Genomic DNA, 26,521 nt, shown 5'->3' on the forward strand with positions numbered 1-26,521 from the left:
TCAAATAAGACTCATTATGATTTTAAAAATAGCCGGGAAGATCTTTTGAAATCTAAGGTTAAAGAAAGAGGGGATTTATTCTCTGGTACGCAATTTAAAGGGTACATTTGATTTTTTTGAATGATTTAATCTTCTCCTCCGTTTTTTGTAATTGAAAAGGAAAAAAGCCTAGAGTGTTTTGATGACAACTGTCCGCCTTCAGAAAAGAAAGAATATGACCTGCTATATCATTGGGCAATTTATAATGCTTTTGTATTGCAGGCATAGTAACGAGTGCTCTCGCCAAATCAGACTCGCCATTTCCAGTTAGGTTAAATCGCGTCCTTTCACTACCCAACGCTTTAAGGATAGCATCCTTTTGTGTGCCAGTTTTGCCCATAAATAAATCATTATAGCTTAAATCAATTGTTTTTACGGTGAGTGGAATGGCAGCAAAGATTTGAATTAGCTCCTTCTGGGTAAATTGCCCAAGATTATTTCCACGTAAGCGCAGTGAAGTTATGTTTCGGGGAATCAGCCGTAATAAAGCAGTCAGGGTGGTAGCCATTAAGGTATTCAAATTATTATTGCTTAAATCCAGGGACATCTCGTGTTCTGGTAGAGTTGTGAAGAGCTTGGTTAGTCCTGTTTCCAATTCAAGGGCAGAATTGTTATTTAGAATCAGTAAGGTGATATTTTGGGGTAGTTTTTTAAAAGCTTCAACAGGCATACGATAAATTTGAATGGCACTTAAATTGAGGCAAGTTACCGTGCTTGGTACAGCTTGAAAAATTTTGACTACAACATCGTGCGTTAAATCATAAAATTTATTGTCACTTAAATCCAGGATAGCTACATTGGGATGGATTAACCCCAAACTGTTGGCTAAAACAACACCTGAATCGCTCTTAAGTTCATTCGAACTTAAATTCAATAACATTAAATCAGCCGGAAGAGATTGAAAAAATTCCATTTGCTTTATTGAGCTATCTTTTAATAAACCATTTTTGCTTAAATTAAGTGTTCGTATATTGTCGGAGAGGGCGTTAACGATTAGTTGCAAAGAGATAGCTGGTAGTAAATGGAGAACATTGCTACTGAAATCCAACGCAATGACGTGGTTTGGAATCGCTTCAAAGAGTGGTAGCAGTTTGGTAAGGTTAGTTTTGCCAAAATTATTTTCTCTAAGTTGCAACGAGGAAACAGTTTTAGACAGTGCTCTTAACGCTTGAGTCAATTTTTCAGGTGCATTGGAAAAATTAGCGCTTAAATCAAGTGAGTCTACAGAAAGCGCCGTAAAAGCCTCTACTAATTCTTTTTCTGGTCGTTCATAAAGCGCATTGCCTTTTAAACTTAAGAATCTAACTGTTTTTGGAATACTTTTTATAACGTCGACAAATTTGTTCCCCTGGATATCACTAAGGTGATTTTCGTCTAAGTACAAAGCTGTGATGTTCTTTGGAAGTGATTTAAATGCAAGTATCAATTCTGCCGCTGATTTGATACCCAAATTGTTTGCGTTTAGTTTCAGTGTCTTAACGTGGAAGGGAATCGCATTAAAGATCTGTGCCAGTTCTTCGCCAGTTTTTCCACTTAATTTATTATGGGTTAAGATTAGTGAATCGACGTTTTGTGAAATAGACTGAAGGGCTTTTTTTATAAGCGCATTAGATACTAGATTAAAATCATAGAAGCTTATTTCAAGTGAGGTGCATGCAATGGGAATTGCAGCAACAGCTTTTGAAAAGTTACCTTCTACATTTACGCAATAGAACATGTTGATCCCTCAGGATGTCCTTTTTTACGGCCTTTTAAAATTACTGTTACTTTATCTTTGTTGGATGAAGTGAAACATAGGTAAATTTACCCAATTTAGACTTTTAAAAAATTCATAACAGGGCTAAATTCCATTCTCACGTTGCGAATAATTTTGAAAATCTTAACAATAATGCAATACAATTTTACGAAAAATAGATATTGAATAATTTTCGCTTAATAAAAAAATGCTACATTCCTTACATAAGGTAAAAATTTAAGTTTTTCTAACTTTGCAGTATGTGAGATTTTATAATGCCAACAGTTGTTCCAGTATCCCCCGCTGAAATGAATCAAGTCCAGATTGAGATTTTCAATAATTTAGGCCAATTGAAAAAAGACTATTCGCGTTTATTTGAACAGATAAAAGAACTGAGTGTGTTGTTACTTATCAGTGAACTAGATAAAAACCCACAAAAAAAAGAAGAAGTGGGGAGCGAGTATCAGGCTTTACGGCAAAAAGTGGATAAAGAAGAGAAATTAACTACACAGGAAGAGCACAGACTGGCTTTTTTGGACAAGTTATTTGCTAGATACTCAAAAGAAGACCGGAAAAAACTGGGATTGGGTGAGCTCTCAAAGCAAATCGATAATTTAGTGATAGAATTTGGTGAAAAGGTAGTTTCTGGGTTTAGCTTAATGCAACGAAAAGCACAAGCAGTAGGAATGGAGCTAGATAATTTACCTGATTTCATCAAGGCAGAAGATATTAAACTGATTATGCAAGTACTCAAATCTTCACTACACTTGTTTGCCCTTTCTGACACTTGGTTACGACGCTTCCTTGAAGTAAAAAAAGATACACCCCCCCAAGAGCTTAAAGAAAAACTACAAGCATTTATAAAAGCAGAGATTTCAGTAAGAGACGACAAGGATCAATTGTTAGTGGCGCTACAAAGATTTGAAAGAGGTGTATTAAAAGAATTTAATACGTACTCACGGGAATTAAAACTTGCTAAAAAACTCATTAAATCATTTGAGGAGTATAGTGATCCTGCTGGTAATCCTTTTCGGGTGGCTGTGCATACTGTTTTAAATCGATTGAACATTATCTCAAATACAATGGTGGATCAGGAAAGTGCAAAATTTCAAAGAACTGAGTTCTATAAAAATATACCCCTTGAAAGGGATAAAAGAAATGCTCTCATTGCGCATATGAAAAAATTTGAGGAATTCTTACCAGTCGAACAAAAGATACAATTTATTGAGAGAGTACTAAACAGTCAGAAGCGTGCTCAATTCACTGGTGAAGATATCGAAAGTCAAAAAAGACAGTATAAGGAAGACAAAGCGGCATTTGCACCTCTATTTAAAAATAAACAGTTTATACAGAAATTGTCAGAGCTACATACAGTGTTTAAAGCAATTGAATCTGCAAAAGTAGCCTATCTGGAAGCAGAAGAGAATGCCAACGCTAATGATAAATCTCATCAACAAGAACATAAAATTGATTATCGGTGTGCAAAATATCGCGAGCAAATTCTGAAAGTCCCTACAGAAGACGAGAACCCTAATATTAAGTACATACAACGTAAATCGGTAAAATCCAGAATGAGTGTTATACCTGTGTTTGCTTCCGAGCAACCCCAGGTGTCTGACGAAAATTCAGAGAAAGAGAAGGTTGCTAGTACGCCATCTCGTAAGCGCACTCTTTTCGTCATGAAAGAAAACGAGGTTGGTTGTCAATTTGAAAGAGGTAAAAGAGTTAAAACTAGAGTGAACATTGCTAGCTTTTTCTCCTCACAGCAATCAGACAACGACTCTAGACAAGAGAAGAAAGAAGTGGCTGCCCCTTCGCGTAAGCGAACTCTAGAACAGCCAGAGGATCGTGGTAATCATGGATGTATAAGGCAAAAACGGAAAAAAGCAAAAGCTGATATTTCTTCTTTTTTCTCTGGACAGCCCTCTATGTCCGATAAAACACCTGCACAAGAAGAGAGTAAGGTCTTTAACTCAAAAACAAAACTCACTTAATATACGTGCAGTTTTACAGCTAAGCCTGGTTGTCGCAAATGCGACAACCAGGCTACACAGTTTATGCAGCCTCAAGAGTTTTCGCTGTCATCCTCATTTGTAGGATGACTCGGATAAACATCCTCACCAGGAATTTTCCGGGTTTCGCTAGCCCACTCACCTAAATCAATCAATTTACAACGCTCAGAACAAAAAGGTTTAAACGTGTTTTCAGGCGTCCAGGTGTTTGGTTTGCCACAGATGGGGCAATTAATTTTCTGTTGTTTTTTCATACGTCTAATGTATCAAAATTAAGGTAATAATGCGCTTTGAATGTCGTGAGCTTCGTAATGGTAGTCAAATGGCCATAAGGAGCTAATATCGCAAACATTAAATCGGGTAGAGTTTTTATAATCTTTGAGTGCCATCGGAGTAATACCAAGGATATCTGATGGCGAAAAACTGCAACCAATAAGGGTCCATAAACAACGATGAGAAGAGGCGTTAAAAGAAATTTGCTCTATACGATCATAAAGGGCACTTTCAGATAGTTCACGGCTTGATACCAGGTGTTTGGGAATTTTTACGCACACCAAAAGCTGGGGACAATGAAATTTATGTTGATTATTAATTTCAACCATTTTTTCTTGAGTTAAGGCAGCAGGAATAGTCGTTTTGGAACAGATATTGTTTAATACGCTAACAAGATGTTCAAGCTCAACCCTTGGAAGTTCTCCGTTTGCAAGCTTAGGCAAACTAAGGATATCTGGATAGTTAGAATTTTCCCTTTTCTCGCCAAAAGGGATACTAAGATAATATTTCCCAGTCGTTTCTTGCTCAAAAAAGCCTGTATAGTTTTGTTTCTCCCGGAGAAAGCAATTTAAGGAATATCTGGTGCGGTAGGAACTTAACTTTTCCTCGGAATCAACAGTTTCATAAGCTAACTGTATCTGACGTATCTCGGCCTCGGGGCTGATTGCTGGAAGGTTTGATTCTTGTAAATGAGTTTCGAGGCTGCGAGCAAAATAGGCATTTTTTATTGTTTGCAAATCAGCGTTTGGTTCTACTTTTAATAAGTTGAAAATATCTAACGGTGCTTTCATAAAACATTCCTGTTTTCTTTTTTTTGCCTGATTGTAGTCAACTTTAGGAAATAACTAAAGAGTAAAAAATTTCCATGAGATTAATAAAAAGTGCAGTGAGTGTGATTTGAGGACTGAGCACTTTATTTCATGGGCACAAAAAAAACCTATTGACTAAATTAAATCCTTTGTTAACATTTGGCTTCCACTAATGATAGGGGTTTATAATAATGAAACTTAAGTCACTGCTTTTTGTTTGCTGTCTGAGTTTGCTAACATCAGCTTTTGCTGACAATCGCCATTTTCATCCACAAGCAAATAATCCTAATGCAAAAGCTACAGATGCTAAATCTGCTGCAAAAAGTGCTAAGTTACCAGGCTACTGTGAAATAGAAATTATTAACAGCAGTTATGACAATGTACGCGTTTACGGTGTTTTTGATGATGGTTCCAGCCTAACGCCTTTTAACATTTACCGCTACGAAGGCCCCCATTATGTTGACCTGTTTTACTACGGCTATTGCCATTCAGGTATGAACCTGTACATTGATACCTTCAGCGGTTATCGAGTGTACTCAGGGTATACTTATGTCAATAGCACAGTACACGTGGTGCCTTATTTGACCAACAAAGCCAAAGTAGAAATTACTGCTAAATAATTATTAAAATACCTTTATCCAAGGCACGATGATTCGTGCCTTTCTTTTATCTGTATCCTTGAGGTTTACTATGAAACGCTTCCTTGCTTTATTAATTTTATTACCTTTGAGTGCATGTACAATTGAAAATGACTATTACGATAGTAATTATCATTCACATCCAAGTACCCATTATCATTCCCACTCTGGAGCGCGCGTTGAGGTGCCCTATGGTTATTCTTACAGAGCGCCCAACACCCATTATCATTACAGTGAGAGAATGGCTTACAAACATTCTAACCAACATACACATAGGAATAATGTCCCTCGTCATCAACCTTATTCTTACCGAAAGGCCCCTAATGCACATGGCCACCCCAATGAAGTGATAACAAGAAACGGTCATCCAGAGAACAAACCAGATTCCAATACGCATGGTCATGCCAGTAAAAATCCCTCAAATCAGGGTCACAATTCAATTCATCGCCATGAAACGGAAGAAGTGATTAATACCCACGGTCATGACTCCTAAGAAAGGGTGTGGTATCTTTCCTTTTTTTGTTGAAGGGAAATAGCATGTTAAAAATAATCAAACTGTTCATTAGTTCGTTATTGATAACCTTCATTGTTGCATGCACGGCGACGCCTACCCGTGAAAGTACCGGACAATACCTTGATAGTGCTGCAATTACAGCAAAGGTTAAAGCGGAATTAATTGATAAATTAGGTGCCAAGGGATTTTCAATCAAGGTAAAGACATATAAAGATCTTGTACAATTAAGTGGCTTTGTAAACAGTGCTGTAATCAAACAGCGTGCTGGCATAATCGCTGGTAGAGTGGATGGTGTAAAGCGCGTTCGTAATGATTTAATTGTTAAATAGTTAGACTCGGGCATAAAAGATAGTAAGTCATTTATGCCGCTTATCAAACGGACTCATGTTCCATTGAGTATTCCTGTTTTGTGAATGTTTACTATATAGAGTGAAATTATCTTAAATGTTTGCGTGACAGTATCAGGTGAGCAGTACTATAATTGTTCAATTATTAAAAGATAAGGATTGCAAATGTTTGATAAAAGCTACACGATTGCAGATTTTGATATGGAGCTTTGGCAAGCCATTGAGGCTGAGCGTGAGCGTCAGGAAGATCATATTGAGCTTATTGCTTCTGAAAATTATGCAAGTCCCCGGGTACTGGAAGCCCAGGGTTCAGTTTTGACTAATAAATACGCAGAAGGCTACCCTAGTAAACGCTATTACGGTGGTTGTGAGCATGTGGATATCGCCGAATCATTAGCCATAGCAAGGGCTAAAAAACTGTTTGCAGCTGATTACGTTAATGTTCAACCCCATTCTGGCTCACAAGCGAATGCAGCGGTAATGATGGCCCTTCTTTCACCGGGTGATGTAATTCTTGGGATGGCCCTGCCTCATGGTGGTCATTTAACACACGGTTCAAAAGTTAATTTTTCAGGTAAGCTCTATCATGCCGTAGAATACGGTGTTAATGCAGATACGGGATTAATTGATTATGATTCCTTAGAAGCTTTGGCTGTTGAGCATCGACCCAAAATGATTATTGCAGGCTTTTCGGCTTACTCACAAATTCTTGACTGGCCACGATTCAGGGCAATTGCTGATAAAGTAGGGGCCTATTTAATGGCTGACGTTGCCCATGTGGCTGGCTTAATTGCCGTTGGTTTATACCCCTCCCCAATTCCCTATGCGGATGTGGTGACCTCAACAACACATAAAACCCTGCGAGGTCCTAGAGGAGGGTTAATACTGGCCAGGGCAAATGAAGAAATCGAAAAAAAATTGAATTCATCCGTATTTCCCGGTATGCAGGGTGGGCCTCTCATGCATGTTATCGCTGCAAAAGCGGTTGCTTTCGCTGAAGCCTTACAACCTGAATTTAAAGAATATCAACATCAAGTTTTATTGAATGCAAAAGTGATGGCTGAAACACTGAAAGAACGGGGTTATCCTATTGTTTCTGGTGGCACAGAAAATCACCTGATGTTGGTAAACCTGATTTCAAAAAATATCACGGGTAAAGAAGCAGATGCAGCGCTTGGGAAGGCACATATTACTGTCAATAAAAATACCGTTCCTAATGATCCTCGTTCTCCTTTCGTAACAAGCGGTCTTCGTTTAGGGACTCCTGCAATTACCACGCGCGGCTTTAAAGAAAAAGAGGTAAGCATGTTAAGCAATTGGATAGCTGATGTGCTTGATAATATTGATGACGAAGCAACCATTTCCAACGTTAGAGCACAAGTGTTGCAGTTATGTCGAGAATTTCCGGTGTATCGTTAACATGCATTGTCCTTTTTGTCATGCCGAAGATACCAAAGTCGTTGATTCACGCCTTGTCGCAGAAGGAGCCCAGGTACGAAGAAGACGACAATGTCTTATCTGTAATGAGCGTTTCACAACATTCGAAACGGCTGAGCTAATAATGCCGTCTATTATTAAGCGAGATGGGCGCAGGGAACCTTTTAATATTCAAAACTTACGCGCAGGAATGTTACGCGCCCTTGAAAAAAGGCCTGTCAGTGTTGATGCGTTGGAGGAGGCGATTGTGACGATTATGCAACAAATTCGCCGTGGCGGTGAGCGAGAAATTGACTCGCGTGAGGTAGGTGAGCTAGTAATGAAGCAATTATATCGCCTTGATCATGTCGCTTATGTACGTTTTGCTTCTGTCTATAAGCGATTTAAAGACGTGAGTGATTTCAGGCAAGCGATTGATGAAATGAAAGATGATAGAAATTCATGAGGTAATTTGTGGAAAAACAAGAAATTAGTGGCAAAAGACGGGCCAGGAAATTAGCGCTGCAAGCACTATATCAATGGCATATGTCTGGTCAAGAGTTGTACGAAATTGAAGCCCAATTTCGCGTAAATAATAATATGGAAAAAGTAGATGGGGGTTATTTTTCCCGCCTTCTTCATGGGGTTCCTGCGCAAAAGGAAAAATTGGAGGAAAGCTTTACCCCTTTTTTAGACAGGCCCATTGAAAGTTTAAACCCTATTGAATTAACTGTATTGCGGTTAGGTGCCTTTGAACTTCTTTATTGCCTTGAAATACCTTATCGTGTAGTTCTGGATGAAGCTATTTCTCTCACCCGAGAGTTTGGTTCTCAAGATGGATATCGTTATGTTAATGGGGTACTAAATAATTTAGCGCAGCAAGCTAGAAAAATTGAAATTAGTCATGAATGAATTCTCCTTGATCGAGACCTTTTTTAAATTTCCCATTCACCCTCGTGAAGACGTACTTTATGGGATTGGCGACGATGCTGCCTGTGTAACCATTCCAGCAGGTCACGAACTATTGATTAGTACAGACACACTTGTGTCAGGAGTTCATTTTTTAAACACATGGGATGCCTATGACATTGCTTACAAAGCCGTTATGGTCAATGTCAGTGATATGGCGGCTATGGGAGCCACCCCATGCTGGCTAAGTCTCGGATTAACATTACCTGAATCAAATGCCATTTGGTTAAAGCGTTTTTCACAGGGACTGCATGAGGTTTTAAACCAATTTAATATTGCCTTAATCGGTGGGGATACCACCCGAGGCCCTTTAAGCATGACGTTGACCATTCATGGCGTAGCGCCTGCAGGCAAGGCGGTGCGTCGTAGTGGTGCAAAAGCTGGCGATAAAATTTATGTAAGTGGTGAGCTAGGAGCAGCCGCACTTGCTGTCTATTTTTTACATCATCATGATATGAATGAGGAGGATAGACAAGTTTTGATGGAAAAATTACAACACCCTAAGCCTCGTGTTGATTTAAATGCGATTCTGCAGGAGTACGCTTCTGCTGCTATCGACATTTCTGATGGATTAAGTGCAGATTTGAATCATATTTGCGTCTCTAGTGGCGTGGGGGCTTGTCTGATAGGGGAAAGCATTCCTGTTCATCCCCTGGTAAAAAAATATCAACAAGACAAGGCCATTCAGTTTTCACTAACTGGTGGTGATGATTATGAACTCTGTTTCACAGTACCTCCGATGAAAGAGCAGGAATTAATTGCTGCTCTTAATAAACTGGGCTTGGAATGTTACTTCATTGGAACGATAGAAGAGCAACCAGGATTAAGAATAACAATGGCAGCTACATCAGAGGTTTTTATGCCACGCGGATACAGTCATTTTTAAAACGTTAAGCCATTGGAAGTTATACTGCGCTTCTTATGCAGTTTATTGGAGAAATAATGAATGCAGTAAAATTAGAGAATAAAGTCTGGCAAGATCCCATCTATTTTATCGCCTTTGGTTTTGGTAGCGGGTTAATGCCGTTCGCTCCTGGAACTTGGGGAACCCTTGCTGCAATTCCTGTTTATTTACTATTAGCAGGACAACCGTTAGCGGTCTATTTTACCGTCACTGTATTGGCATTCGCCTTAGGTGTGTGGGTTAGCGAAAAAGTATCAAGGGATTTGGGTGTTCATGATTATTCAGGGATCGTCTGGGATGAAGTTGTTGGCTATTTGCTAACCATGATAATGGCTCCCCAAGGTATAGGGTGGATGGTTACAGGTTTTATACTTTTCCGCATTTTTGATATATGGAAACCACAACCTATTCGATTCATTGATAGACATGTACGAGGTGGGGTAGGCATCATGCTGGATGATGTTTTGGCGGCTATTCCTGCTTGGTTTATCCTACAATTGTTAGGCTGGGGTTTGGCATTATGAATGACAATCACAAGGAATTGATCAGTATCGGTTTAACGATTGGTATCATCCTATTTGCACTGTTTATTGTGCATCGATTCATTCCTTCAATGATCTGGGCTACTATTATCGGTATTGCTACCTATCCTCTATACTTGCGCTGGCGCTACTTTTTTGGCAATCATCATAATCTTTCAGCGTTGCTATTTACTTCGATTCTCGCTTTACTGTTTTTACTTCCTTTAAGTTGGTTAGCAACGATTTTAATTAAAGAATTACAATTGTTTATTAACTATCTACAAACAATAAATCGTCAAGGTGGACAGGCGCCTTCTTTATTGCAACAGTTTCCTGTGATTGGTAATGATTTGGTTACTTATTGGGATAATAATATAGGCCAGCCTGGTATGGTAAGGAGCCTATTGTCTAATCTGCATCTGTCACTAACCCCAGCAAGTTATTATATCAAGCAAATAGGTGTTAATCTGGCTCATCGAGGATTTCAATTGGGTTTTACTCTATTAGCTTTATTCTTCTTTTTTCGCGACGGTGATAAATTAATTCAACAAGTGAATCATATCGGTGAGTTTTGCTTAGGCCAACGATGGTTTCGCTATGCAGACAGGCTTCCTTCTGCTTTACGAGCCACAGTGAATGGTACGATAGTCGTTGGGTTGGGGGTTGGGTTTTTAATGGGTGTTTGTTATATGCTTGTTGGTTTTCCTGCTCCCACACTAACAGGTTTTATAACCGCATTTGCAGCGATGATTCCGTTTGTAGTTCCGGTGGTATTTGTTATCGTAGCACTTATTTTATTGTCAATGGGATCAATGATCAGTGCAATCATTGTCGTTATTTGGGGAACAATAGTGATGTTTGTGGCTGATCATTTTATTAAACCTGTTTTAATTGGTGGCGCCATTAAATTGCCCTTCCTAGCGGTGCTTTTCGGTATTTTAGGAGGGGTAGAGACACTAGGGTTATTAGGTTTATTTGTCGGGCCTATAATTATGGTTTTATTTGTTACCCTTTGGCAGGAGCCTCAAGGGAATGTTAAGCCAGCTTTGGTAAGAAAAGAAGTGTAAGTTGTTGCTAAAAATATTTTTAGATGTCTTGGAATTTATAACTTTAACCCCATATTATCATATAATCTTCCAAAGGCCCAACAGTAGTAGGGGGGTAGTTAATGAATAAAAACTGGCCAACAAGAGATCAGGACATGTATACGGCGCAACGCATCATGGAAGAATATGCAAAAGAACAAAATACAGACTCTTTGGGATTGTTTGAACTTGTTGTTAATGAAGAAGAAAAACGTATGGATTTTCGTTTGTCTTCCTGGGTTTTACTCTTGGCGGAACACTTCAAGTCCCTTTATGGTGCAAGTCAAGGTGATTTTGTAACCAGACAAGTAATCAGCCGCTGTATCACTAAGGATGAAACGTTACATTGATCTTGCATAGGCTTGATGGCGCAGCAAGCGTCATCAGTTAATCCTTCAATAAATACATTGTAGTGAAGAACATGATGTACCTAAAAATGGGCAATGTATTTCTCAAACTCGCGTTTAAACGCTTTGCTATTTTGGAATTTTATCAAAGCTTGATTAATCTGGTTTAATAACTCTGCATTATTGCGACTGACAGCAATGCCAAGGCCAAAACCATAATTAAAAGGTTCCCCTAATGCCTTTAATAACCCGGAGGATTGCGCTTGCCAATACATGGCAGAAGGATTATCCAGCAACGCCAAATCTATTTTTCCAGCTTGCAGGGCGTCAATGAGGTTTGGAGCTTCACCAAAAGTAACAATTTTCGCATCTCTTATCCCTAAGGAGTTTATTACAGCTGGAAAAATAGTCCCCTCTTCGATGCCAATCCTTCTATTGTGTAAAAGTTGCAAGGTAAAAGGGGTATTCGCTAATTCTTTTCGACTTAAAAAGCGAGCATGGCTTAACAGATAGGGTAATGAAAAAAGAATACGATTGGAGCGTTCGGGAGTAATGGTGAGGGCGCTCACTGCAACATCAACTCGCCCTGTTTCAAGAGATGTAAAAATTGTATCGAATTGCATAGGAACAAAAACACAGGTGCGCTGAATTTCCTGACAAATATATTTCATCATGGAAATATCAAACCCAAAAAGTTGTGAGTTTGCTCCTTCCATAATGAAAGGTGGGGTAAACGTATCTACAGCGATTCTAAGTGGTAAAGGCGCAGGTTGAGGAGCACCTTGAGTTGCATGTAGGGAGGTTATGAAAAAAAAGAAGAGAATGAAAATATTAGTAATGAAGCGTTTCATAAATTTAATCGTTTAGAGTTGTAATAATTAAGGATATAACTTGCTAACCCTTTTTACAAAGGTAAGTCTCAAGATAAATGCATCGACCCCTATTATTCATTGAGTTTTCTTTTACTCTCCGCTAGGCTTAAGTATTGTTATTAGCAAAGCTTACAGATGGAAGTCCCTTCCCTTTTACAATCAAAAACTGCTTTTTATCAAAAAAATTTTACTGCATTTCAAACTGATGAAGCCGTGGAAAAACTGTTGCTTATTAGTGACTATGCTTCTCGGCATGTCAATCTCTTGCAAGAATTAATACTGGAAGGTTATCAGCTGCCTTTGGTATTAAAAGATTACGCTTATTTACTAGCACAAATAAAAGAAGAGCCTTTCGATTTATTCGCACGGGCATTACGATTATTCAGGCATAAACAGTTACTGCGTTTATTACTTAGAGAGTTAAAAGGGTTTGCTACTACAGAGGAAAGTATGAGCCAGTGGTCGGATTGCGCCGATGCAATTATCTTAAGGGCGATGCATTTCTGTGAAAAGGAAGTGGCCAAACGCTATGGAAATCCGTGTAACGCGCAGGCAAAACCTACCAAATTATATATTCTTGCGATGGGAAAATTGGGGGGGCGTGAACTTAATTATTCTTCGGACATTGATTTGATTTGTGCTTTTTCTGAAGCGGGCTATACCCAGGGAGAGACTTCCATAACCAATCAGCAATATTACACTAAGGTGGTGCAATTGTTTATTCAATTGCTGCAAACTGTCACCACTGAAGGGTTTATTTTTCGAGTCGATTTACGTTTGCGCCCTAATGGTGATAGTGGTGCTCTTGTCTCCAGTTTAGCGGCGATGGAGACCTACTATCAGGAACAGGGACGAGACTGGGAGCGCTATGCTATGGTTAAAGCGCGCTTGATAGGGGAAGATACCATAAATCCCTATCACTGGTTTCACCGTTTAATTACCCCTTTTACATATAGACGCTACGTTGATTTTAGTGTCATTGAATCGTTGCGTAGTATGAAGGCGATGATAGAGCGGGAAGTTCAGCTAAATCCTATGCTTGATGATATTAAGCGCGGATTAGGGGGTATTCGTGAAGTTGAATTTATTATTCAAAATATGCAGCTCATTCGCGGGGGGCGTTTACCTCAATTACAACAGCAAAATACAATCGCCGCACTAAGGGCTTTACAGCAGGAAAATTTGTTATCGCATGCGGCTGCTTTGAAACAAGCTTACCTTTTTTTGCGGAAATTAGAAAACGCCCTTCAAAGCCATAATGATCAGCAAACGCATTCCCTACCTCAACATGAAATTATGCAAGCTCAGATTGCTTTGGCTATGGGATATGAAAATTGGCATACCCTAGTAAAAAAGCTTCACCAATATCAACGGATTATTAGTAATATTTTTCGTGCCATATTAGCAAAACCAGACCCATATGAAGACGAGAAGCGGCTGTTAGCCAATCAATTAATGAGTATATGGCAGGGACATGTCGAAACAACAATGGCTATTAATTTGTTGGCAAGTTTGGGCTTTCAAGACGCTGGGCGCTGTTATCAAATGCTCAATACATTTCGCCATGCACCTCGTTGTAGAAGACTAACCCAAACAGCAAGGCTAAGACTCGACCGATTAATGGTATTATTATTGTCTGAACTGGTGAATGTGACAGATACTGATACAGTTCTCGCGCAAATATTGCATTTACTGGATAACATTGTTGGGCGCAGTTCTTATCTCGCATTAATTACAGAGAATCCGCAAGTTTTAAAGGAGTTATTATACTGGTTTTCGCATAGTTCATTTATAACTACCCTAATTGTTAACCAACCTTTTTTACTCGAAGTATTATTATATCCGCCACACCTGCGCTTGTATTCTAGAAAAGAACTGACGCAATCCTTGGAAAATCAATTGGTAAATTGTCCTGAAATTGAACAAAAAGAGGATGCCTTACGACAATTTAAACTCGTCCATTGGCTCTCAGCCGCTCGTGCAGAGCGCTATGGTCGCTATCACGCAATACGTATTAGCAATTTTCTCGCGGACGTCGCCCAGGTGATTGTGCAACAGGTTTTTCTATTGGCTTATGAGCAATTAAGTCAGCGCTATCCACGCATGCAAAAAATTAGATCACATTTTGCAATTATTGCCTATGGTAAATTGGGAAGCCGTGAAATGAATTATAACTCTGATCTCGATTTAGTATTTATACATGCAGCTGCTCCTGAGGAGGAGGCCCTTGTAACACGGTTGACGCAAAAAATTCTGCATATGCTTACTACTCGTTCACAGGCAGGTATTTTATATACCGTTGACACTCGTTTACGACCTTCTGGGGAAGCTGGATTACTAGTAAGTCATATGGATGCCTTTATCGAATATCAATTGCACCATGCCTGGATTTGGGAACACCAGGCTTTAATCAGGGCAAGAGCTATTGTAAGTGATAAACGTTTATCGCAGGTATTTAGTCAATTACGAAAATCTATTTTCAAACGTTCGCGAAACTCCCGACGAATCCGCAGCGAAATTCTTAGCATGCGTGAAAAAATTTTCAAACATGCAAAAAATGAGGAGAAGAAAATTAAGCATGAACCCGGCGGACTTATAGATATAGAATTTCTGGTACAATTTCTGGTATTAACCCATCCTGAGCAAAATTTTTATCGCTATACAAACACGCTTAGTTTGTTAAGAAAACTATTCGCAGAACAACTTTTAACACGACAGCAATTTGAAAAACTGATTAAAGCCTACAAATGTTACCATCAATTGCTACATCAGAATTTACTTAATCCTGTGCTTAAAGAGACATATCGCCAACAAAAAGATGTGTTGGAGGTTTGTCAGGAAAACTATGGTGACTTGAGTGATGGTTAAAGACATACCTAGTTAGTTTTGATTTTGTTTTTGTAGCCAATCAATAATAGCCTGCCTGGTTGCGTCTAAAATTTGTATTAATTGATAATAGAGCTTTTCTAGGAGTGGGGTCGAAGCAGTTTTTTTGTAGCCCTCTAAATACTGGCAAGCGTATCGCAACCGTATGGTGCCGCAATAAAGTGCACTGCTTTTCATTTTTAGCGCGAGTTTTTCAACGGTGGGCCAATCCTTGATGGCAAATGCTTCTTGAATTTTGGCTTTATCATCAGGAACGTCTTCCTTCACCATTAGGGTCAATAGCTCTTTTAATAAATCAACACTTCCAAGATTATCCAAACCTTGTTCGATATCTAGCAAAGGGTACTTTGTCAGGTTAAAAAGTTTTTCTTCGTCCAAAGGGGTTTCTTCATCAAACAAATTAGCACTTGATTCAAGTTTGTTCATTGGTATAAGCGCTGAGACAATGCCTTGCATGGTGGGTAAATTAATCGGTTTTGCAAAAACTTTATTCATTCCAGCCTCGAGACATTCATCTACAGAACTTCCCAGAGAATGTGCTGTTAAACCAACAATGGGAATTGGCTTTTTATTTAAAGCTTGTTCCCAGTGACGAATATAGATGGTTAACTCAATACCCGACATGCCGGGTAAACCGATATCTGTAATAATTAGGTCATAATCATTTTTTTTAACCAGTTCAAAGGCGTCTTCAGCATCCATCGTGGATGTGAATTGACAGCCGACTTGTTTGCAAACTGACTCAAGTAAACGCAAAGCGATGGTATTATCTTCAATCAAAAGTAAATGTGGCAATTCAATCGCAGCCTCTTTCAGCCTTTTAGTATGGCTAAAGCGTTTGGGGTTAGGAATAGGGGCTTTCTCGGGGATATTTTCTTCTTCTAACTCATTCAAATTGAAAAAAGTTTTCGCAGAGTCTTCCCTACTCGATTTCACTGATAATTTAAAGGCGAAAATACTTCCTTTACCGACCATACTTTTTAACCTTATTTCACCGCCCAATAAAGCGACGTATTTTTTAACGATATGTAAACCCAATCCATATCCCTTATAAACACCTTTGTAGGAAGGAGCTATACGGAAAAAACGATCAAAAACCCGCTCCTGCTGATTATCGGCAATTCCAATCCCTGTGTCTTCAACACAAAACTCAAGCTCCACGGTTTCCTCGGATGAAGAAAGGAATCTAACTGCTAAAATTATATGTCCCTTTTCAGTAAATTTTATCGCATTTCCTAGTAAATTTAATAGGATTTGATGAAACTTGATGCGATCGCTGAATATAAAGTCAGGAACTGATTCTTCTATCTCAACAGTAAATTCAAGATTTTTAACTTTAATTGCTGGCAATTCAAGTTTGCAAATTGTTAAAAGTTCTTCTCTTAAAGAAAACCATTCCCGATTAATCTCTAATTCTTTCAGATTTTCAAGGGAAATCAATTCCAAAACATTGTTTAATAAATCAAGTAATTGTTCTCCGCTTTGATTTATCCATCGGGCATACTCTTTTTCTGTATCAGTTTGGGCTTCGCCTTCTAATAACTTGGAAAGACCAACAATACCGCTTAACGGGGTGCGTATATCGTGACTCATATTGGCAATAAATTCTGATTTTGCCTTATTTGCAATTTCAGCAGCTTCCTTGGCTTTTTTTAAATCTTCAGTTTGTTTAAGCTCATCGGTAACATCGGTAGCAACGCCTGTAACACCGTAGCATAGGCCTCGATGATCAATAAGTGGGAAGCCTTTATCAATTATCCAGCGTATCTCTCCATTAGGCCTTATAATACGGTATTGTTCTGAATAGCGCGCTTTTTCTCCAAGGCGCTTTATCTGCTCAGCCATATGATGAATTGGGTGATGATTTTCAACATCCTCGGGGTGTAAAAAAGTTATCCAAATTTCGGGGTTAGCATAGAGTTGTTCGCGTGAGCGTCCCCAGATGCGTTCATAAGAAGGGCTGATGTACTGAATTTTTGAGAAATCAGGACTGCTGATCCAGTAGACCTGATCACTATGCTCCGATAGTTTGGCTAAAAAATCACCTACTTCGTCAAGTGTAAATCGAAATCTGGTTTTTTTTTCTTGCATTGTCAAGTTTTCTATATCGAAGGTATAATTAAAATATTAGCAAACAACAAAATATTTGTTCAGTATACAAGGAAATAAACCATGTTTACTCCAGAGGGTCAACTTGCTGATAAAATTGACAAAATTATGTTACTTGCCCTATGGGTAAAGGCTTTACGCAAAGAAAGAGCTCAAATCAAGGATTCTTTGCAAAAGCTTCAAACTATAATTACCGTAGGCATGGGGCAGCCAACTTATCCTATAAGTGTTCATACTATAGACTTTTTTTTAGCTTATTGGAAACATTTGGAAGAATTGGTTAAAGGGGCCCTGAATAACCTTGATGAAATGAAGGAAGCGGCTGCCATTGATTATGGTCATCCACAAGGTGATGAAGAGGCAAGAGTGCTTATGGCTGATGCCATGACAGCCTGGTATAAAAAAAACATTAAGCCTGAGCATATTTTATTTACGACTGGGGGTGCAGGCGGTTTACGCGTTGTTTTTGAAGCATTGCATGAGCGTTATAAAGATATCCCCTTACATCGAGTAATTACACCATTTCCGCATTACGGACTATACGGAGACTATCAAAAGCACCGTTTACATCCGATTGATGTGATGAAAGAACCTGGGTTTCGACTTACTGCCGAAGCACTTGAAAAAAGTATTATTGAGGCTTACGAGTTAGCTAAGATCGATGGGGGCACCCCAAAAGCGGTGCTTATTTGTAATCCTAGTAATCCCTTAGGCACAGTCATAAGTGAAGCAGAATTCCAAAAAATTGCTGACGTTTTAAGAAAATATCCAGATTTACATCTCATTTTTGATGAAGCTTACACTGAAATGACATATGTTGATGTACCGTCGTTTTTACAAATTGCACCTGATTTGCAAAGGAGAACGGTAATAATGCGCTCAGCCACGAAAGGTTTGTCCATGGCTGGTGAACGTATGGCAATGCTTTTAGCGTTCGATCCAAAGTTAATGAATGAACTGCTGGCTATTAATATTAACATTAGTGGCCATGCACCACGCTCTTTACAAATGGCTTATGCTCATACAATGAGCAACATCACCGAAAATGAAAAAAAGGATCTTAAAAATTTTTATAAAGAGAAAGTGGACTATGTCACTAATCGCTTGAAAAAAATGGGAGCAGAGATATCGGATCCTGATTATAACGTAGAAGGAACTTTTTATGTGCTGGCAGATTTTAGTGATATGTTTGGTTTGGAGATACCAGAAGAGGCTATAAGGGCTTTGGGGAAAAGAGGGCAGATTACAACCGATGAAGAGTTAACTTATTATCTTCTATTTCAAGATTCGATAATGATTGCACCTCTGTCTTATTATGGGGTCTCAGAAAAAGCAGGTTTAATGCGAATAACCTGTAGCAAAAATTTAAAAGAATTGGAAGAGTTAATGGATAGACTCGAATCTCGTTTGCTTGAAGCAAGACAGGTTAGGAAGACAGAGTTATTAACGAGCATTGACCAGCAACTACAAAGAATTAATGATCCAGCCATTTACGCAGAAATTAATAGCAAGCTTAATCAGGTTATCAACAAAACCGGCGATTGTTTAAACTATAAATCACAGCTGCAAGAATTAAACAGTATTCATAATCTCGTGAAGACATTGTTATCCGAATCTTCTGAATCAAACATTTTTCCTGAAGAAAGAGAGAAGGAGAGACTATTATCACCTCGTTTCTTTAGCAATGGAGAAGTATCTTGCATAAAGAAACAAGTGGAAAAAGAATGGGAAGAGTTTTTAGATAAAACGTTTGGTAAAGAGGGTACGGTAAGAAAAATGATGGCAGGACTTTCAGAGGATGAACGTTTGGAAATTGTGCCCTGGCGTGAATATTTGGCAAGTAGGCCTGCTTTAGCTTGATGTCTAGCCAGAGTTTATTGCTCTGGCATTTGCAAGACGTTAGTTTACTTTATTGAGTATCTCACCATACAAATCATAATCATCACTGGATGTAATGGAAACTTCCACCTTATCACCTGTATGGATACCTTCAACAGGGGCGAGATAGACTAAACCATCAATTTCAGGAGCATCACTTTTGCTGCGGGCAATTATTTGTTCTTCGCCAATATGGTCGACCAATACCGTTTGTACGGAACCAATTTTTTGTTGCAATTTTTTGCGGCTAATCGCAGCTTGAACTTGCATAAATCGATGATAGCGCTCTTCTTTAATGTGTTCAGGAACAGGATTTGCCAACTCATTTGCTTTCGCCCCTTCCACCGGTGAATACTGAAAACAACCTACCCTGTCTAACTCGGCATTTTGTAAAAAGTTCAATAATTCTTCAAACTCAGCCTCGGTTTCACCAGGAAATCCGACAATAAAGGTCGAACGCAACGTCAGCTCAGGACAGATAGCACGCCATTGGGTAATTCTTTCCAGGGTATTTTCGCTACTTGCAGGCCGTTTCATTGCTTTTAACACGCGTGAGCTAGCATGCTGAAGAGGAATATCAAGGTAAGGTAAAATCAAGCCATCGCGCATTAAAGGGATAATTTCATCCACATGAGGGTAGGGATAAACATAATGTAAGCGCACCCAGATGCCCAATTCGCCTAATTGTTCACATAAATCATAAAATTTAGTGTTGATGGTTTTTCCTTGCCAATCGACTGTTTGGTAACGCGTATCAACGCCATAAGCACTTGTATCCTGGGAAATGACCAATAATTCTTGAACACCTGCTTCTTTTAAGCGTTTTGCCTCCGAGAGTACTTGAATTATAGGGTAGCTTTGCAATTTACCTCGCATGGTAGGAATGATGCAAAAAGTACATTTTTGGTTACAGCCTTCAGATATTTTTAGATAAGCATAGTGTCGTGGTGTTAACTTAATGCCTTGAGGAGGAATTAATTGAGTAAAAGGATCTGCAGGGGGGGGAAGATGATGGTGCACGGCTTGAACTACTTCTTCATAAGCATGGGCTCCACTGATATGAAGCACATCAGGACAAGCTTCCCGAATGACGTCAGCTTTAGCACCAAGGCATCCTGTGACAATGACTCGACCATTTTCAGCCATGGCTTCTTTAATCGTATCCAAGGATTCAGTGACCGCTGCATCAATAAAGCCACAGGTGTTTACTACAACCACGCCTGCATCCTGATAACTGGAAACCAGTTCATACCCTTGAGCCCGAAGCTGTGTAATGATTCGCTCTGAGTCCACTAACGCTTTTGGACAACCTAAACTGACAAAGCCTACCTTATGATTCATAATTTTCATCTGTAAAAAAAATGGGCGAATTATAGCGTCTCTAGAGTAATTTTGTCTAATTGATTAATCAATCAAGGGCTGAGGCTTGCATTAATTGCTTTAAAAATTGACTTGCTGAAGTTTCGCCTACAAGACGTAGCTTGCTTTGCTCGTAACCCTTTTTGTTAAAAAATAAAAAGGTAGGTGGAGCGACAACGCCATATTGTCGTAGTAATGCTTTATCTTGTGCATTATTCGCGGTGATATCTACTTTTAAAACAATAAAGTTTTTTAACGCTGCTTCGACTTGTGGATCTTTAAAAGTAGTAGATTCCATAATTTGACAGGAAGTGCACCAATCAGCATAAAAATCAAGCATCACAGGCTTTCCTTTTGCTTTCGCAATGGCTTGCTGTACCTCAGAGACAGTACTGACCGTTTCAACAGAAAAATTAGAGTTTGCATTTGCAGTAGCCTGAAGCCCTGTCAGCGGCTGTAAGGGATTGGTATTGCCCATACTCGCACCGATTAATATTAATAAGCCGTAAACCAAGCTCATGAGACCAAAGCCTTGTTGTAACTTGGCAAAATTTGAGAGAGCTTTATTGAAGGCCCCGGAATAAATTCCCACGAAAATTAACAAGCTTGACCATAGGAGCATAACGACAGCTCCCGGCAGGATACGACTTGCCAAATAAATAGCGACGGCAAGAAGCAAGACACCAAAAAAGGTTTTGACGCCATTCATCCAGTGTCCGGCTTTAGGCAACCATTTACCTGCAGATATTCCAATTAATAGCAAAGGGGTGCCCATACCTAACCCTAAAAAAAATAAAGTCAGGCTACCAAATATTACATTGTTGCTATGTGCGATATAGCTTAATGCCCCAATTAAAGGGGCAGTAACACAAGGGGACAAGATAAGGGTTGAGAAACAACCCATGACAGCAGCACCCAGGTAATGGCCATTCGCTTGATTTTTACTTGCTCCTGCAATTTTTGCTTGCCAGGAGATTGGCAAGCGTAATTCATAATATCCGAACATGGAAAGGGCTAATAAGACAAAAACCATACTAAATAATCCGATAACCCAGGGCGATTGCATGGCAATTTGCAGATTACTGCCTAATAAAGCGACTACAGCACCGACGAAAGCATAGGTAACTGACATACTTAGAACATAACTTAAAGAAAGAAAAAATGCTTTACGCGTAGAAATATTTTTTCCATGTCCAACAATAATGCCTGAAAGTACGGGTACCATGGGTAAGACGCAGGGAGTAAACGATAAAAGCAGTCCAAAACCAAAGAAAATTAAAATAACCATGCTCCAATGGTGTTGGGTAAAAACTTCTTCAATGTCATCAGTCGCCGAGGTGGCCCCACTTTTTTCCTCTTGTTGATAGGGAATATTTTCCATATTGACCTGCGTTAAGGCCAGCTCATTATCAATGGTTAATCTAATTTGTCGTATTTCTGGAGGGTAGCAAAACCCATCGTCTGCACAGCCTTGAAAACTTAAATTAAGTAAGGTTTCTCCTGGTTGTTCGCCTAAGATAGGTACGGGAAGCGATAATTCATTGCGGTAAATGGGATAGCTTTTTCCCTGTTTATCCATTTTTGTCAAAGGAGTTGGGAAGCGTAAACTGCCTAAGTGAACATTACTATGGGGTTGAGTGGTGACTTTAATGCGATCAGCATAAAGGAAATAGCCGGGTTTAATTTGCCAAATAAGAGAGAAGGTATTTGGATCAATCTGTTTTGCATTAACTTGAAAAACCTCCGCTGCAGGAAGAGGGGTTGCATAATTAACAAATGAGATAAAACAGAGTAATGAAAACAATAACCACTTTTTCATTGATACCTTATAGCTAGCCAAATAGTAATTCATTGTAGTAGCAGTATTAAAAAAAACCAAAAAAAATTTTAACGTACCCCTTGAAAGCTATTGGAGGAATCCCCATATGGCAGTCATCAGCGAAGTACAATGAATGAAACATTATGTATCGGCATTGTGTAACGCTAAAAAATCAGAGCTTACTCTGAAAATTATAGGTGATAATCAAAAAAACCAGGAGAAAACAAGTATGAAAATTCGTCCTTTACACGATCGTGTTGTTGTTCGTCGTATGGAAGAAGAGCGCACTACAGCCGGCGGTATCGTTATTCCAGATAGCGCTACTGAAAAGCCCATGCGTGGCGAGGTTATCGCTGTTGGTGCAGGTAAGGTATTAGATAATGGTGATGTCCGCGCCTTGGCTGTGAAAATTGGAGATATAGTTCTCTTTGGCAAATATTCTGGTACAGAAGTTAAAGTAGCAGGCCAAGAATTGGTTGTGATGCGTGAAGACGACATCATGGGTGTTATTGAGAAGTAAATCGACTATCTAGGATTTAAAGGAGACTATTATAATGGCTAAAGAAGTACGTTCTGGTGACGATGCACGTCAAAAAATGATTTCCGGTGTAAATATTTTAGCAAATGCCGTACGCGTAACGATGGGTCCTCGTGGACGCAACGTTGTATTGGAAAGATCTTTTGGTGCTCCTACAGTCACCAAAGATGGTGTGTCTGTTGCTAAAGAAATTGAATTGGAAGATCGCTTTGAAAATATGGGCGCTCAGATGGTTAAAGAAGTTGCTTCTAAAACGTCTGATGCAGCCGGTGATGGTACAACTACTGCTACCGTATTGGCTCGCGCTATTATGGTTGAAGGTAACAAAGCGGTTGCTGCTGGTATGAATCCAATGGATTTAAAGCGCGGTATCGACAAAGCCGTTACAGCAGTGACTAAGAAACTACAAGAAATGTCTAAACCTTGCAAAGATGGCAAAGCCATTGCTCAAGTTGGTACAATTTCTGCAAACTCTGATCAATCTATCGGTGATATTATTGCTGAAGCAATGGAAAAAGTGGGTAAAGAAGGCGTAATTACTGTTGAAGACGGTAACAGCCTGGAAAATGAATTATCTGTAGTTGAAGGTATGCAGTTTGACCGTGGCTACATTTCTCCCTACTTCATTAACAACCAACAAAACATGAGTGCTGAGCTTGAGCATCCATTTATTCTTTTGGTTGATAAGAAGATTGCTAATATTCGCGATATGCTTTCTGTATTGGAAGGTGTTGCCAAGTCCGGTCGTCCTTTGTTAATCGTTGCAGAAGATGTTGAAGGCGAAGCATTGGCTACATTGGTTGTTAACAACATGCGTGGTATCGTTAAAGTATGTGCGGTGAAAGCGCCTGGCTTTGGTGATCGTCGCAAGGCAATGTTGCAGGATATCGCTATTCTGACTAACGGCCAAGTGATCTCTGAAGAAGTGGGCAAGAGCCTTGAAGGTGCCTCATTAGAGGACTTAGGTACTGCAAAACGCGTTGTAGTGACTAAAGAAAATACCACTATTATTGATGGTGAAGGTAAAGAATCTGAAATCAATGCACGTATTACTCAAATTCGCGCACAGATGGAAGAAACTACTTCTGATTATGATCGTGAGAAGTTACAAGAGCGCGTTGCCAAACTAGCCGGTGGTGTTGCCGTGATTAAAGTTGGTGCAGCTACTGAAGTAGAAATGAAAGAGAAAAAAGCTCGCGTAGAAGATGCTCTGCATGCAACTCGTGCTGCTGTTGAAGAAGGTATCGTTGCAGGTGGTGGTGTTGCCTTGATTCGTGCACAAAAAGCACTGGATGGTTTAAAAGGTGAAAATGCTGATCAAGACATGGGTATTAACATTCTGCGTCGTGCTATTGAATCACCATTGCGTCAAATCGTTGCTAATGCTGGTTACGAATCCTCCGTAATTGTTAACAAAGTTGCTGATAACAAAGACAATTTTGGATTTAACGCAGCCAGTGGTGAATATGGTGACATGGTTGAAATGGGTATCCTGGATCCAACCAAAGTGACTCGTACTGCTCTGCAAAATGCTGCTTCTGTAGCCAGCTTGATGCTCACTACCGAGTGCATGATTGCTGACCTTCCTAAAAAAGAAGAGCCAGTAGGCGCCGGTGATATGGGCGGCATGGGTGGAATGGGTGGCATGGGCATGATGTAAGCCTGGTTACTATTCCTTAAAAACCCGCTTTTAAGCGGGTTTTTTTTTAGATATTCTCAATAGTGGTACAAATAAGTTGGTCTAAACTAAATAACGAAGGTAAAGTAAATTTACTTTTGAAAATATCCTTAGTTAGTAAGGAGATAACTATGGTAAGCCAACGAAGTGTGGTAAAAGCCAGTGAAGTGACCGGTGTTGATGTAAAAAATATGGAAGGGGAAAGCTTAGGTACTATTCGTGAAGTGGTCATTGATAAAGCTTTCGGCAAAGTCAATTATTTGGTGCTAGAATTTGGTGGTATTTTGGGTTTTGGTAACAAGTTTTTTGCACTTCCATGGCATTTATTTAAATACAATAAAACTGAAGATTGTTTTTTAATTGATTTAGATAGAGAGCGTTTACAAAATGCACCCGGTTTCGATAAGGATCATTGGCCAGATTTTGCTGCACCGGATTTTGCTTCGAAAATTCATAAGTATTATGAATAAATAATTCATTATCAATTATAAGGAAATATCATGAATAAAAGTCCTGCAAAACCAAGTGGTGAGAAAAAAAGTACAAAATCTTCTCAAATGAAAGAGCACTTAACAGCCGATTCGGTGTCTACAGCCAAAAAAAGAGCTCGAGGCGCGCAAAGCCGTGATACTCAAAAAGAAAGAATTGAGGAGCATTATCAGCAATTGAAAGATAACACTAATGCATGGGTAGAAGAAGGCATAAAAAAATTCGAAGAGACTCAGGAAAGTTTTAAAGAGTACACCGATGAGCTTGCGAAAAATGTAAGGAATAACCCACTTAAAGCGGTTCTAATTGCCGGTGGCATTGGGTTTATTTTATCCTCACTTTTTAGAAAGTGATTTATGATAAATTTTATTGAGCATTTGGAAGGGATAATCACCAGTAAAATAGCGACAGCGAAGGGGATGTACACATTATTCAAGCTGGAGGCTCAGCTGGCAGGATTAAATATAGTGCCCTTGTTGATAAGCTTAGGTGCGTTGGTAGCACTTTGTTTTTCAGGCTGGCTAACCTTTATAGTATTAATTGGCTACTTATTGATGTTTTTGATAAGTCCCTTGCTAGCTATTATTATTGTTTTTATCCTTAATATCATTGCCCTAATTATTACAGCTAAAAGGATAGCTTCCTGCATTAGACAAATGAGTTTTGAAAAAACAAGGGCTTTGCTAACCAATCAGCCTAAGGAATCTCATGAGCTCGCGAAAACAACTACAGCACTCCATAAATCAGCTAGAAACTAAGCTTAAAATGGAGAATGCCAGATTAACAGAACATAAACGCTATTTTAGTCACTTGCTTAAGGAGCATCGCTATCTTTTTTTAGCCTTGTTAATTCCTACTTTTTTAGTAGGATGGCAAGAAGGGAAGCGTGTAAGAAGTGGACGGGGTGGTAGTTTGAAACGCTTTGCCAAATTTATGTTTAGCACCTCCTTTGCGACCCTTAATACTAAAAATTTATTTAAGTAACGCTGATACCATCAAGCAGATGGTATCAGTTTCAAGTTTATTTTCTGTGATCACGGGGACTTTCTGAGCCACGATATTGGTTGTCCATGGGTTTGCGGTCTGAAAAATGTTTACCCGCCTTATCATTCTGATCACGCTCGTCTCGACTGGAGTGACGAGGGTTGGAATCTGGATTGTGTGAATAAGATTTATCTCGATTTGGTGCCTGATTAGAATGACGTCCTTGTTGATCATGATGGCCAGGTTTGTTGTTTTCACTTCTTTGAGTCATGATTAATATCCTTATTGTTAATGAATTTT

General features: G+C 39.2%; 27 protein-coding genes. 19 read left to right on the plus strand and 8 right to left on the minus strand.

The features are described 5' to 3' along the window. Positions 1-94 precede the first annotated feature (94 nt). Positions 95-1,756 carry a leucine-rich repeat domain-containing protein gene (locus Ljam_RS00840; protein WP_058448247.1) on the minus strand — a complete coding sequence of 554 codons (1,662 nt, stop codon included), beginning with the start codon at positions 1,754-1,756 and terminating at the stop codon, positions 95-97. Positions 1,757-2,049: 293 nt separating this feature from the next. Between Ljam_RS00840 and Ljam_RS00845 the strand changes: the two genes are divergently transcribed. Continuing rightward, a complete protein-coding gene (locus Ljam_RS00845) occupies positions 2,050-3,768 on the plus strand; it encodes a hypothetical protein (RefSeq protein WP_058448248.1) in 1,719 nt (572 codons plus the stop codon). A gap of 71 nt (positions 3,769-3,839) precedes the next feature. Here the strand turns inward: Ljam_RS00845 and Ljam_RS00850 are convergent, their stop codons facing one another. Together Ljam_RS00850 and Ljam_RS00855 are read right to left on the minus strand one after the other, a co-directional pair. Next, positions 3,840-4,040 carry a DNA gyrase inhibitor YacG gene (locus tag Ljam_RS00850; RefSeq protein ID WP_058448249.1) on the minus strand — a complete coding sequence of 67 codons (201 nt, stop codon included), beginning with the start codon at positions 4,038-4,040 and terminating at the stop codon, positions 3,840-3,842. Positions 4,041-4,058: 18 nt separating this feature from the next. Beyond that, on the minus strand, positions 4,059-4,850 hold the full coding sequence (locus tag Ljam_RS00855; protein WP_058448250.1) for a J domain-containing protein: 792 nt from the start codon (positions 4,848-4,850) through the stop codon (positions 4,059-4,061). 209 nt (positions 4,851-5,059) lie between these two features. On the opposite strand from Ljam_RS00855, the gene Ljam_RS00860 reads away from it, so the two are divergent. The 10 genes from Ljam_RS00860 to Ljam_RS00905 all read left to right on the plus strand — a co-directional run bounded on the left by Ljam_RS00860 (position 5,060) and on the right by Ljam_RS00905 (position 11,612). Beyond that, on the plus strand, positions 5,060-5,488 hold the full coding sequence (locus tag Ljam_RS00860; RefSeq protein WP_058448251.1) for a hypothetical protein: 429 nt from the start codon (positions 5,060-5,062) through the stop codon (positions 5,486-5,488). A gap of 70 nt (positions 5,489-5,558) precedes the next feature. Beyond that, the gene (locus tag Ljam_RS00865) at positions 5,559-5,999 is read left to right on the plus strand and encodes a hypothetical protein (protein WP_058448252.1); all 441 of its coding nucleotides are present in this window, start codon (positions 5,559-5,561) and stop codon (positions 5,997-5,999) included. 44 nt (positions 6,000-6,043) lie between these two features. Next, complete coding sequence (locus Ljam_RS00870; RefSeq protein ID WP_058448253.1) at positions 6,044-6,349, plus strand: BON domain-containing protein; 306 nt, start codon at positions 6,044-6,046, stop codon at positions 6,347-6,349. Positions 6,350-6,532: 183 nt separating this feature from the next. Continuing rightward, complete coding sequence (glyA, locus tag Ljam_RS00875; RefSeq protein ID WP_058448254.1) at positions 6,533-7,786, plus strand: serine hydroxymethyltransferase; 1,254 nt, start codon at positions 6,533-6,535, stop codon at positions 7,784-7,786. Between the two features lies 1 nt (position 7,787). After that, entirely contained in the window at positions 7,788-8,249 is a 462-nt protein-coding gene (nrdR, locus tag Ljam_RS00880; protein WP_058448255.1) for a transcriptional regulator NrdR, read from the plus strand. An 8-nt stretch (positions 8,250-8,257) separates the two neighbouring features. After that, complete coding sequence (gene nusB, locus Ljam_RS00885) at positions 8,258-8,695, plus strand: transcription antitermination factor NusB (protein ID WP_058448256.1); 438 nt, start codon at positions 8,258-8,260, stop codon at positions 8,693-8,695. Next, positions 8,688-9,638 carry a thiamine-phosphate kinase gene (thiL, locus tag Ljam_RS00890; protein WP_058448257.1) on the plus strand — a complete coding sequence of 317 codons (951 nt, stop codon included), beginning with the start codon at positions 8,688-8,690 and terminating at the stop codon, positions 9,636-9,638. The genes nusB and thiL overlap by 8 nt, the downstream gene beginning before the upstream one ends. Positions 9,639-9,694: 56 nt before the next feature. Next, complete coding sequence (locus Ljam_RS00895) at positions 9,695-10,180, plus strand: phosphatidylglycerophosphatase A family protein (protein ID WP_058448258.1); 486 nt, start codon at positions 9,695-9,697, stop codon at positions 10,178-10,180. Next, positions 10,177-11,244 (plus strand): AI-2E family transporter, encoded by a 1,068-nt coding sequence (locus tag Ljam_RS00900; RefSeq protein WP_058448259.1) that lies wholly within the window; start codon positions 10,177-10,179, stop codon positions 11,242-11,244. Before Ljam_RS00895 ends, Ljam_RS00900 begins: the two co-directional genes overlap by 4 nt. 101 nt (positions 11,245-11,345) lie before the next feature. Continuing rightward, positions 11,346-11,612, plus strand: a complete 267-nt coding sequence (locus Ljam_RS00905; RefSeq protein ID WP_058448260.1) for a hypothetical protein — start codon at positions 11,346-11,348, stop codon at positions 11,610-11,612. An 80-nt stretch (positions 11,613-11,692) separates the two neighbouring features. Here the strand turns inward: Ljam_RS00905 and Ljam_RS00910 are convergent, their stop codons facing one another. Then, positions 11,693-12,460, minus strand: coding sequence for a transporter substrate-binding domain-containing protein (locus tag Ljam_RS00910; RefSeq protein WP_058448261.1), 768 nt, complete (start codon positions 12,458-12,460; stop codon positions 11,693-11,695). A gap of 156 nt (positions 12,461-12,616) precedes the next feature. Between Ljam_RS00910 and glnE the strand changes: the two genes are divergently transcribed. Next, positions 12,617-15,349 carry a bifunctional [glutamate--ammonia ligase]-adenylyl-L-tyrosine phosphorylase/[glutamate--ammonia-ligase] adenylyltransferase gene (gene glnE, locus Ljam_RS00915; RefSeq protein WP_058448262.1) on the plus strand — a complete coding sequence of 911 codons (2,733 nt, stop codon included), beginning with the start codon at positions 12,617-12,619 and terminating at the stop codon, positions 15,347-15,349. Between the two features lie 12 nt (positions 15,350-15,361). Here glnE and Ljam_RS00920 read toward each other — a convergent pair whose 3' ends face one another. After that, a complete protein-coding gene (locus tag Ljam_RS00920; RefSeq protein ID WP_058448263.1) occupies positions 15,362-17,458 on the minus strand; it encodes a PAS domain-containing hybrid sensor histidine kinase/response regulator in 2,097 nt (698 codons plus the stop codon). A gap of 81 nt (positions 17,459-17,539) precedes the next feature. Here Ljam_RS00920 and Ljam_RS00925 point away from each other — a divergent pair, with 81 nt between their 5' ends. Then, on the plus strand, positions 17,540-19,336 hold the full coding sequence (locus Ljam_RS00925) for a pyridoxal phosphate-dependent aminotransferase (RefSeq protein WP_065235497.1): 1,797 nt from the start codon (positions 17,540-17,542) through the stop codon (positions 19,334-19,336). A 39-nt stretch (positions 19,337-19,375) separates the two neighbouring features. On the opposite strand, the gene rimO is transcribed toward Ljam_RS00925, so the two are convergent. Both rimO and dsbD read right to left on the minus strand, forming a co-directional pair. After that, positions 19,376-20,695, minus strand: a complete 1,320-nt coding sequence (gene rimO / locus Ljam_RS00930) for a 30S ribosomal protein S12 methylthiotransferase RimO (protein WP_058448287.1) — start codon at positions 20,693-20,695, stop codon at positions 19,376-19,378. 67 nt (positions 20,696-20,762) lie between these two features. Then, a complete protein-coding gene (gene dsbD, locus Ljam_RS00935; RefSeq protein ID WP_058448264.1) occupies positions 20,763-22,532 on the minus strand; it encodes a protein-disulfide reductase DsbD in 1,770 nt (589 codons plus the stop codon). A gap of 229 nt (positions 22,533-22,761) precedes the next feature. Here dsbD and groES point away from each other — a divergent pair, with 229 nt between their 5' ends. From groES to Ljam_RS00965, 6 genes are all read left to right on the plus strand, one after another. After that, entirely contained in the window at positions 22,762-23,052 is a 291-nt protein-coding gene (gene groES / locus Ljam_RS00940; RefSeq protein ID WP_058448288.1) for a co-chaperone GroES, read from the plus strand. Between the two features lie 34 nt (positions 23,053-23,086). Beyond that, the gene (gene groL / locus Ljam_RS00945) at positions 23,087-24,730 is read left to right on the plus strand and encodes a chaperonin GroEL (RefSeq protein WP_058448265.1); all 1,644 of its coding nucleotides are present in this window, start codon (positions 23,087-23,089) and stop codon (positions 24,728-24,730) included. A 149-nt stretch (positions 24,731-24,879) separates the two neighbouring features. Further along, positions 24,880-25,218 carry a PRC-barrel domain-containing protein gene (locus Ljam_RS00950; RefSeq protein ID WP_058448266.1) on the plus strand — a complete coding sequence of 113 codons (339 nt, stop codon included), beginning with the start codon at positions 24,880-24,882 and terminating at the stop codon, positions 25,216-25,218. A 30-nt stretch (positions 25,219-25,248) separates the two neighbouring features. Beyond that, entirely contained in the window at positions 25,249-25,590 is a 342-nt protein-coding gene (locus tag Ljam_RS00955; protein ID WP_058448267.1) for a hypothetical protein, read from the plus strand. Positions 25,591-25,593: 3 nt separating this feature from the next. Further along, the gene (locus Ljam_RS00960; RefSeq protein WP_058448268.1) at positions 25,594-25,995 is read left to right on the plus strand and encodes a hypothetical protein; all 402 of its coding nucleotides are present in this window, start codon (positions 25,594-25,596) and stop codon (positions 25,993-25,995) included. Between the two features lie 7 nt (positions 25,996-26,002). Then, entirely contained in the window at positions 26,003-26,221 is a 219-nt protein-coding gene (locus Ljam_RS00965; protein ID WP_058448269.1) for a hypothetical protein, read from the plus strand. A 37-nt stretch (positions 26,222-26,258) separates the two neighbouring features. Here Ljam_RS00965 and Ljam_RS00970 read toward each other — a convergent pair whose 3' ends face one another. Next, the gene (locus Ljam_RS00970) at positions 26,259-26,492 is read right to left on the minus strand and encodes a hypothetical protein (protein ID WP_058448270.1); all 234 of its coding nucleotides are present in this window, start codon (positions 26,490-26,492) and stop codon (positions 26,259-26,261) included. Positions 26,493-26,521 lie beyond the last annotated feature (29 nt).

Origin of the sequence: Legionella jamestowniensis, from assembly GCF_001467745.1 — a bacterium.
Classification (GTDB): domain Bacteria; phylum Pseudomonadota; class Gammaproteobacteria; order Legionellales; family Legionellaceae; genus Tatlockia; species Tatlockia jamestowniensis.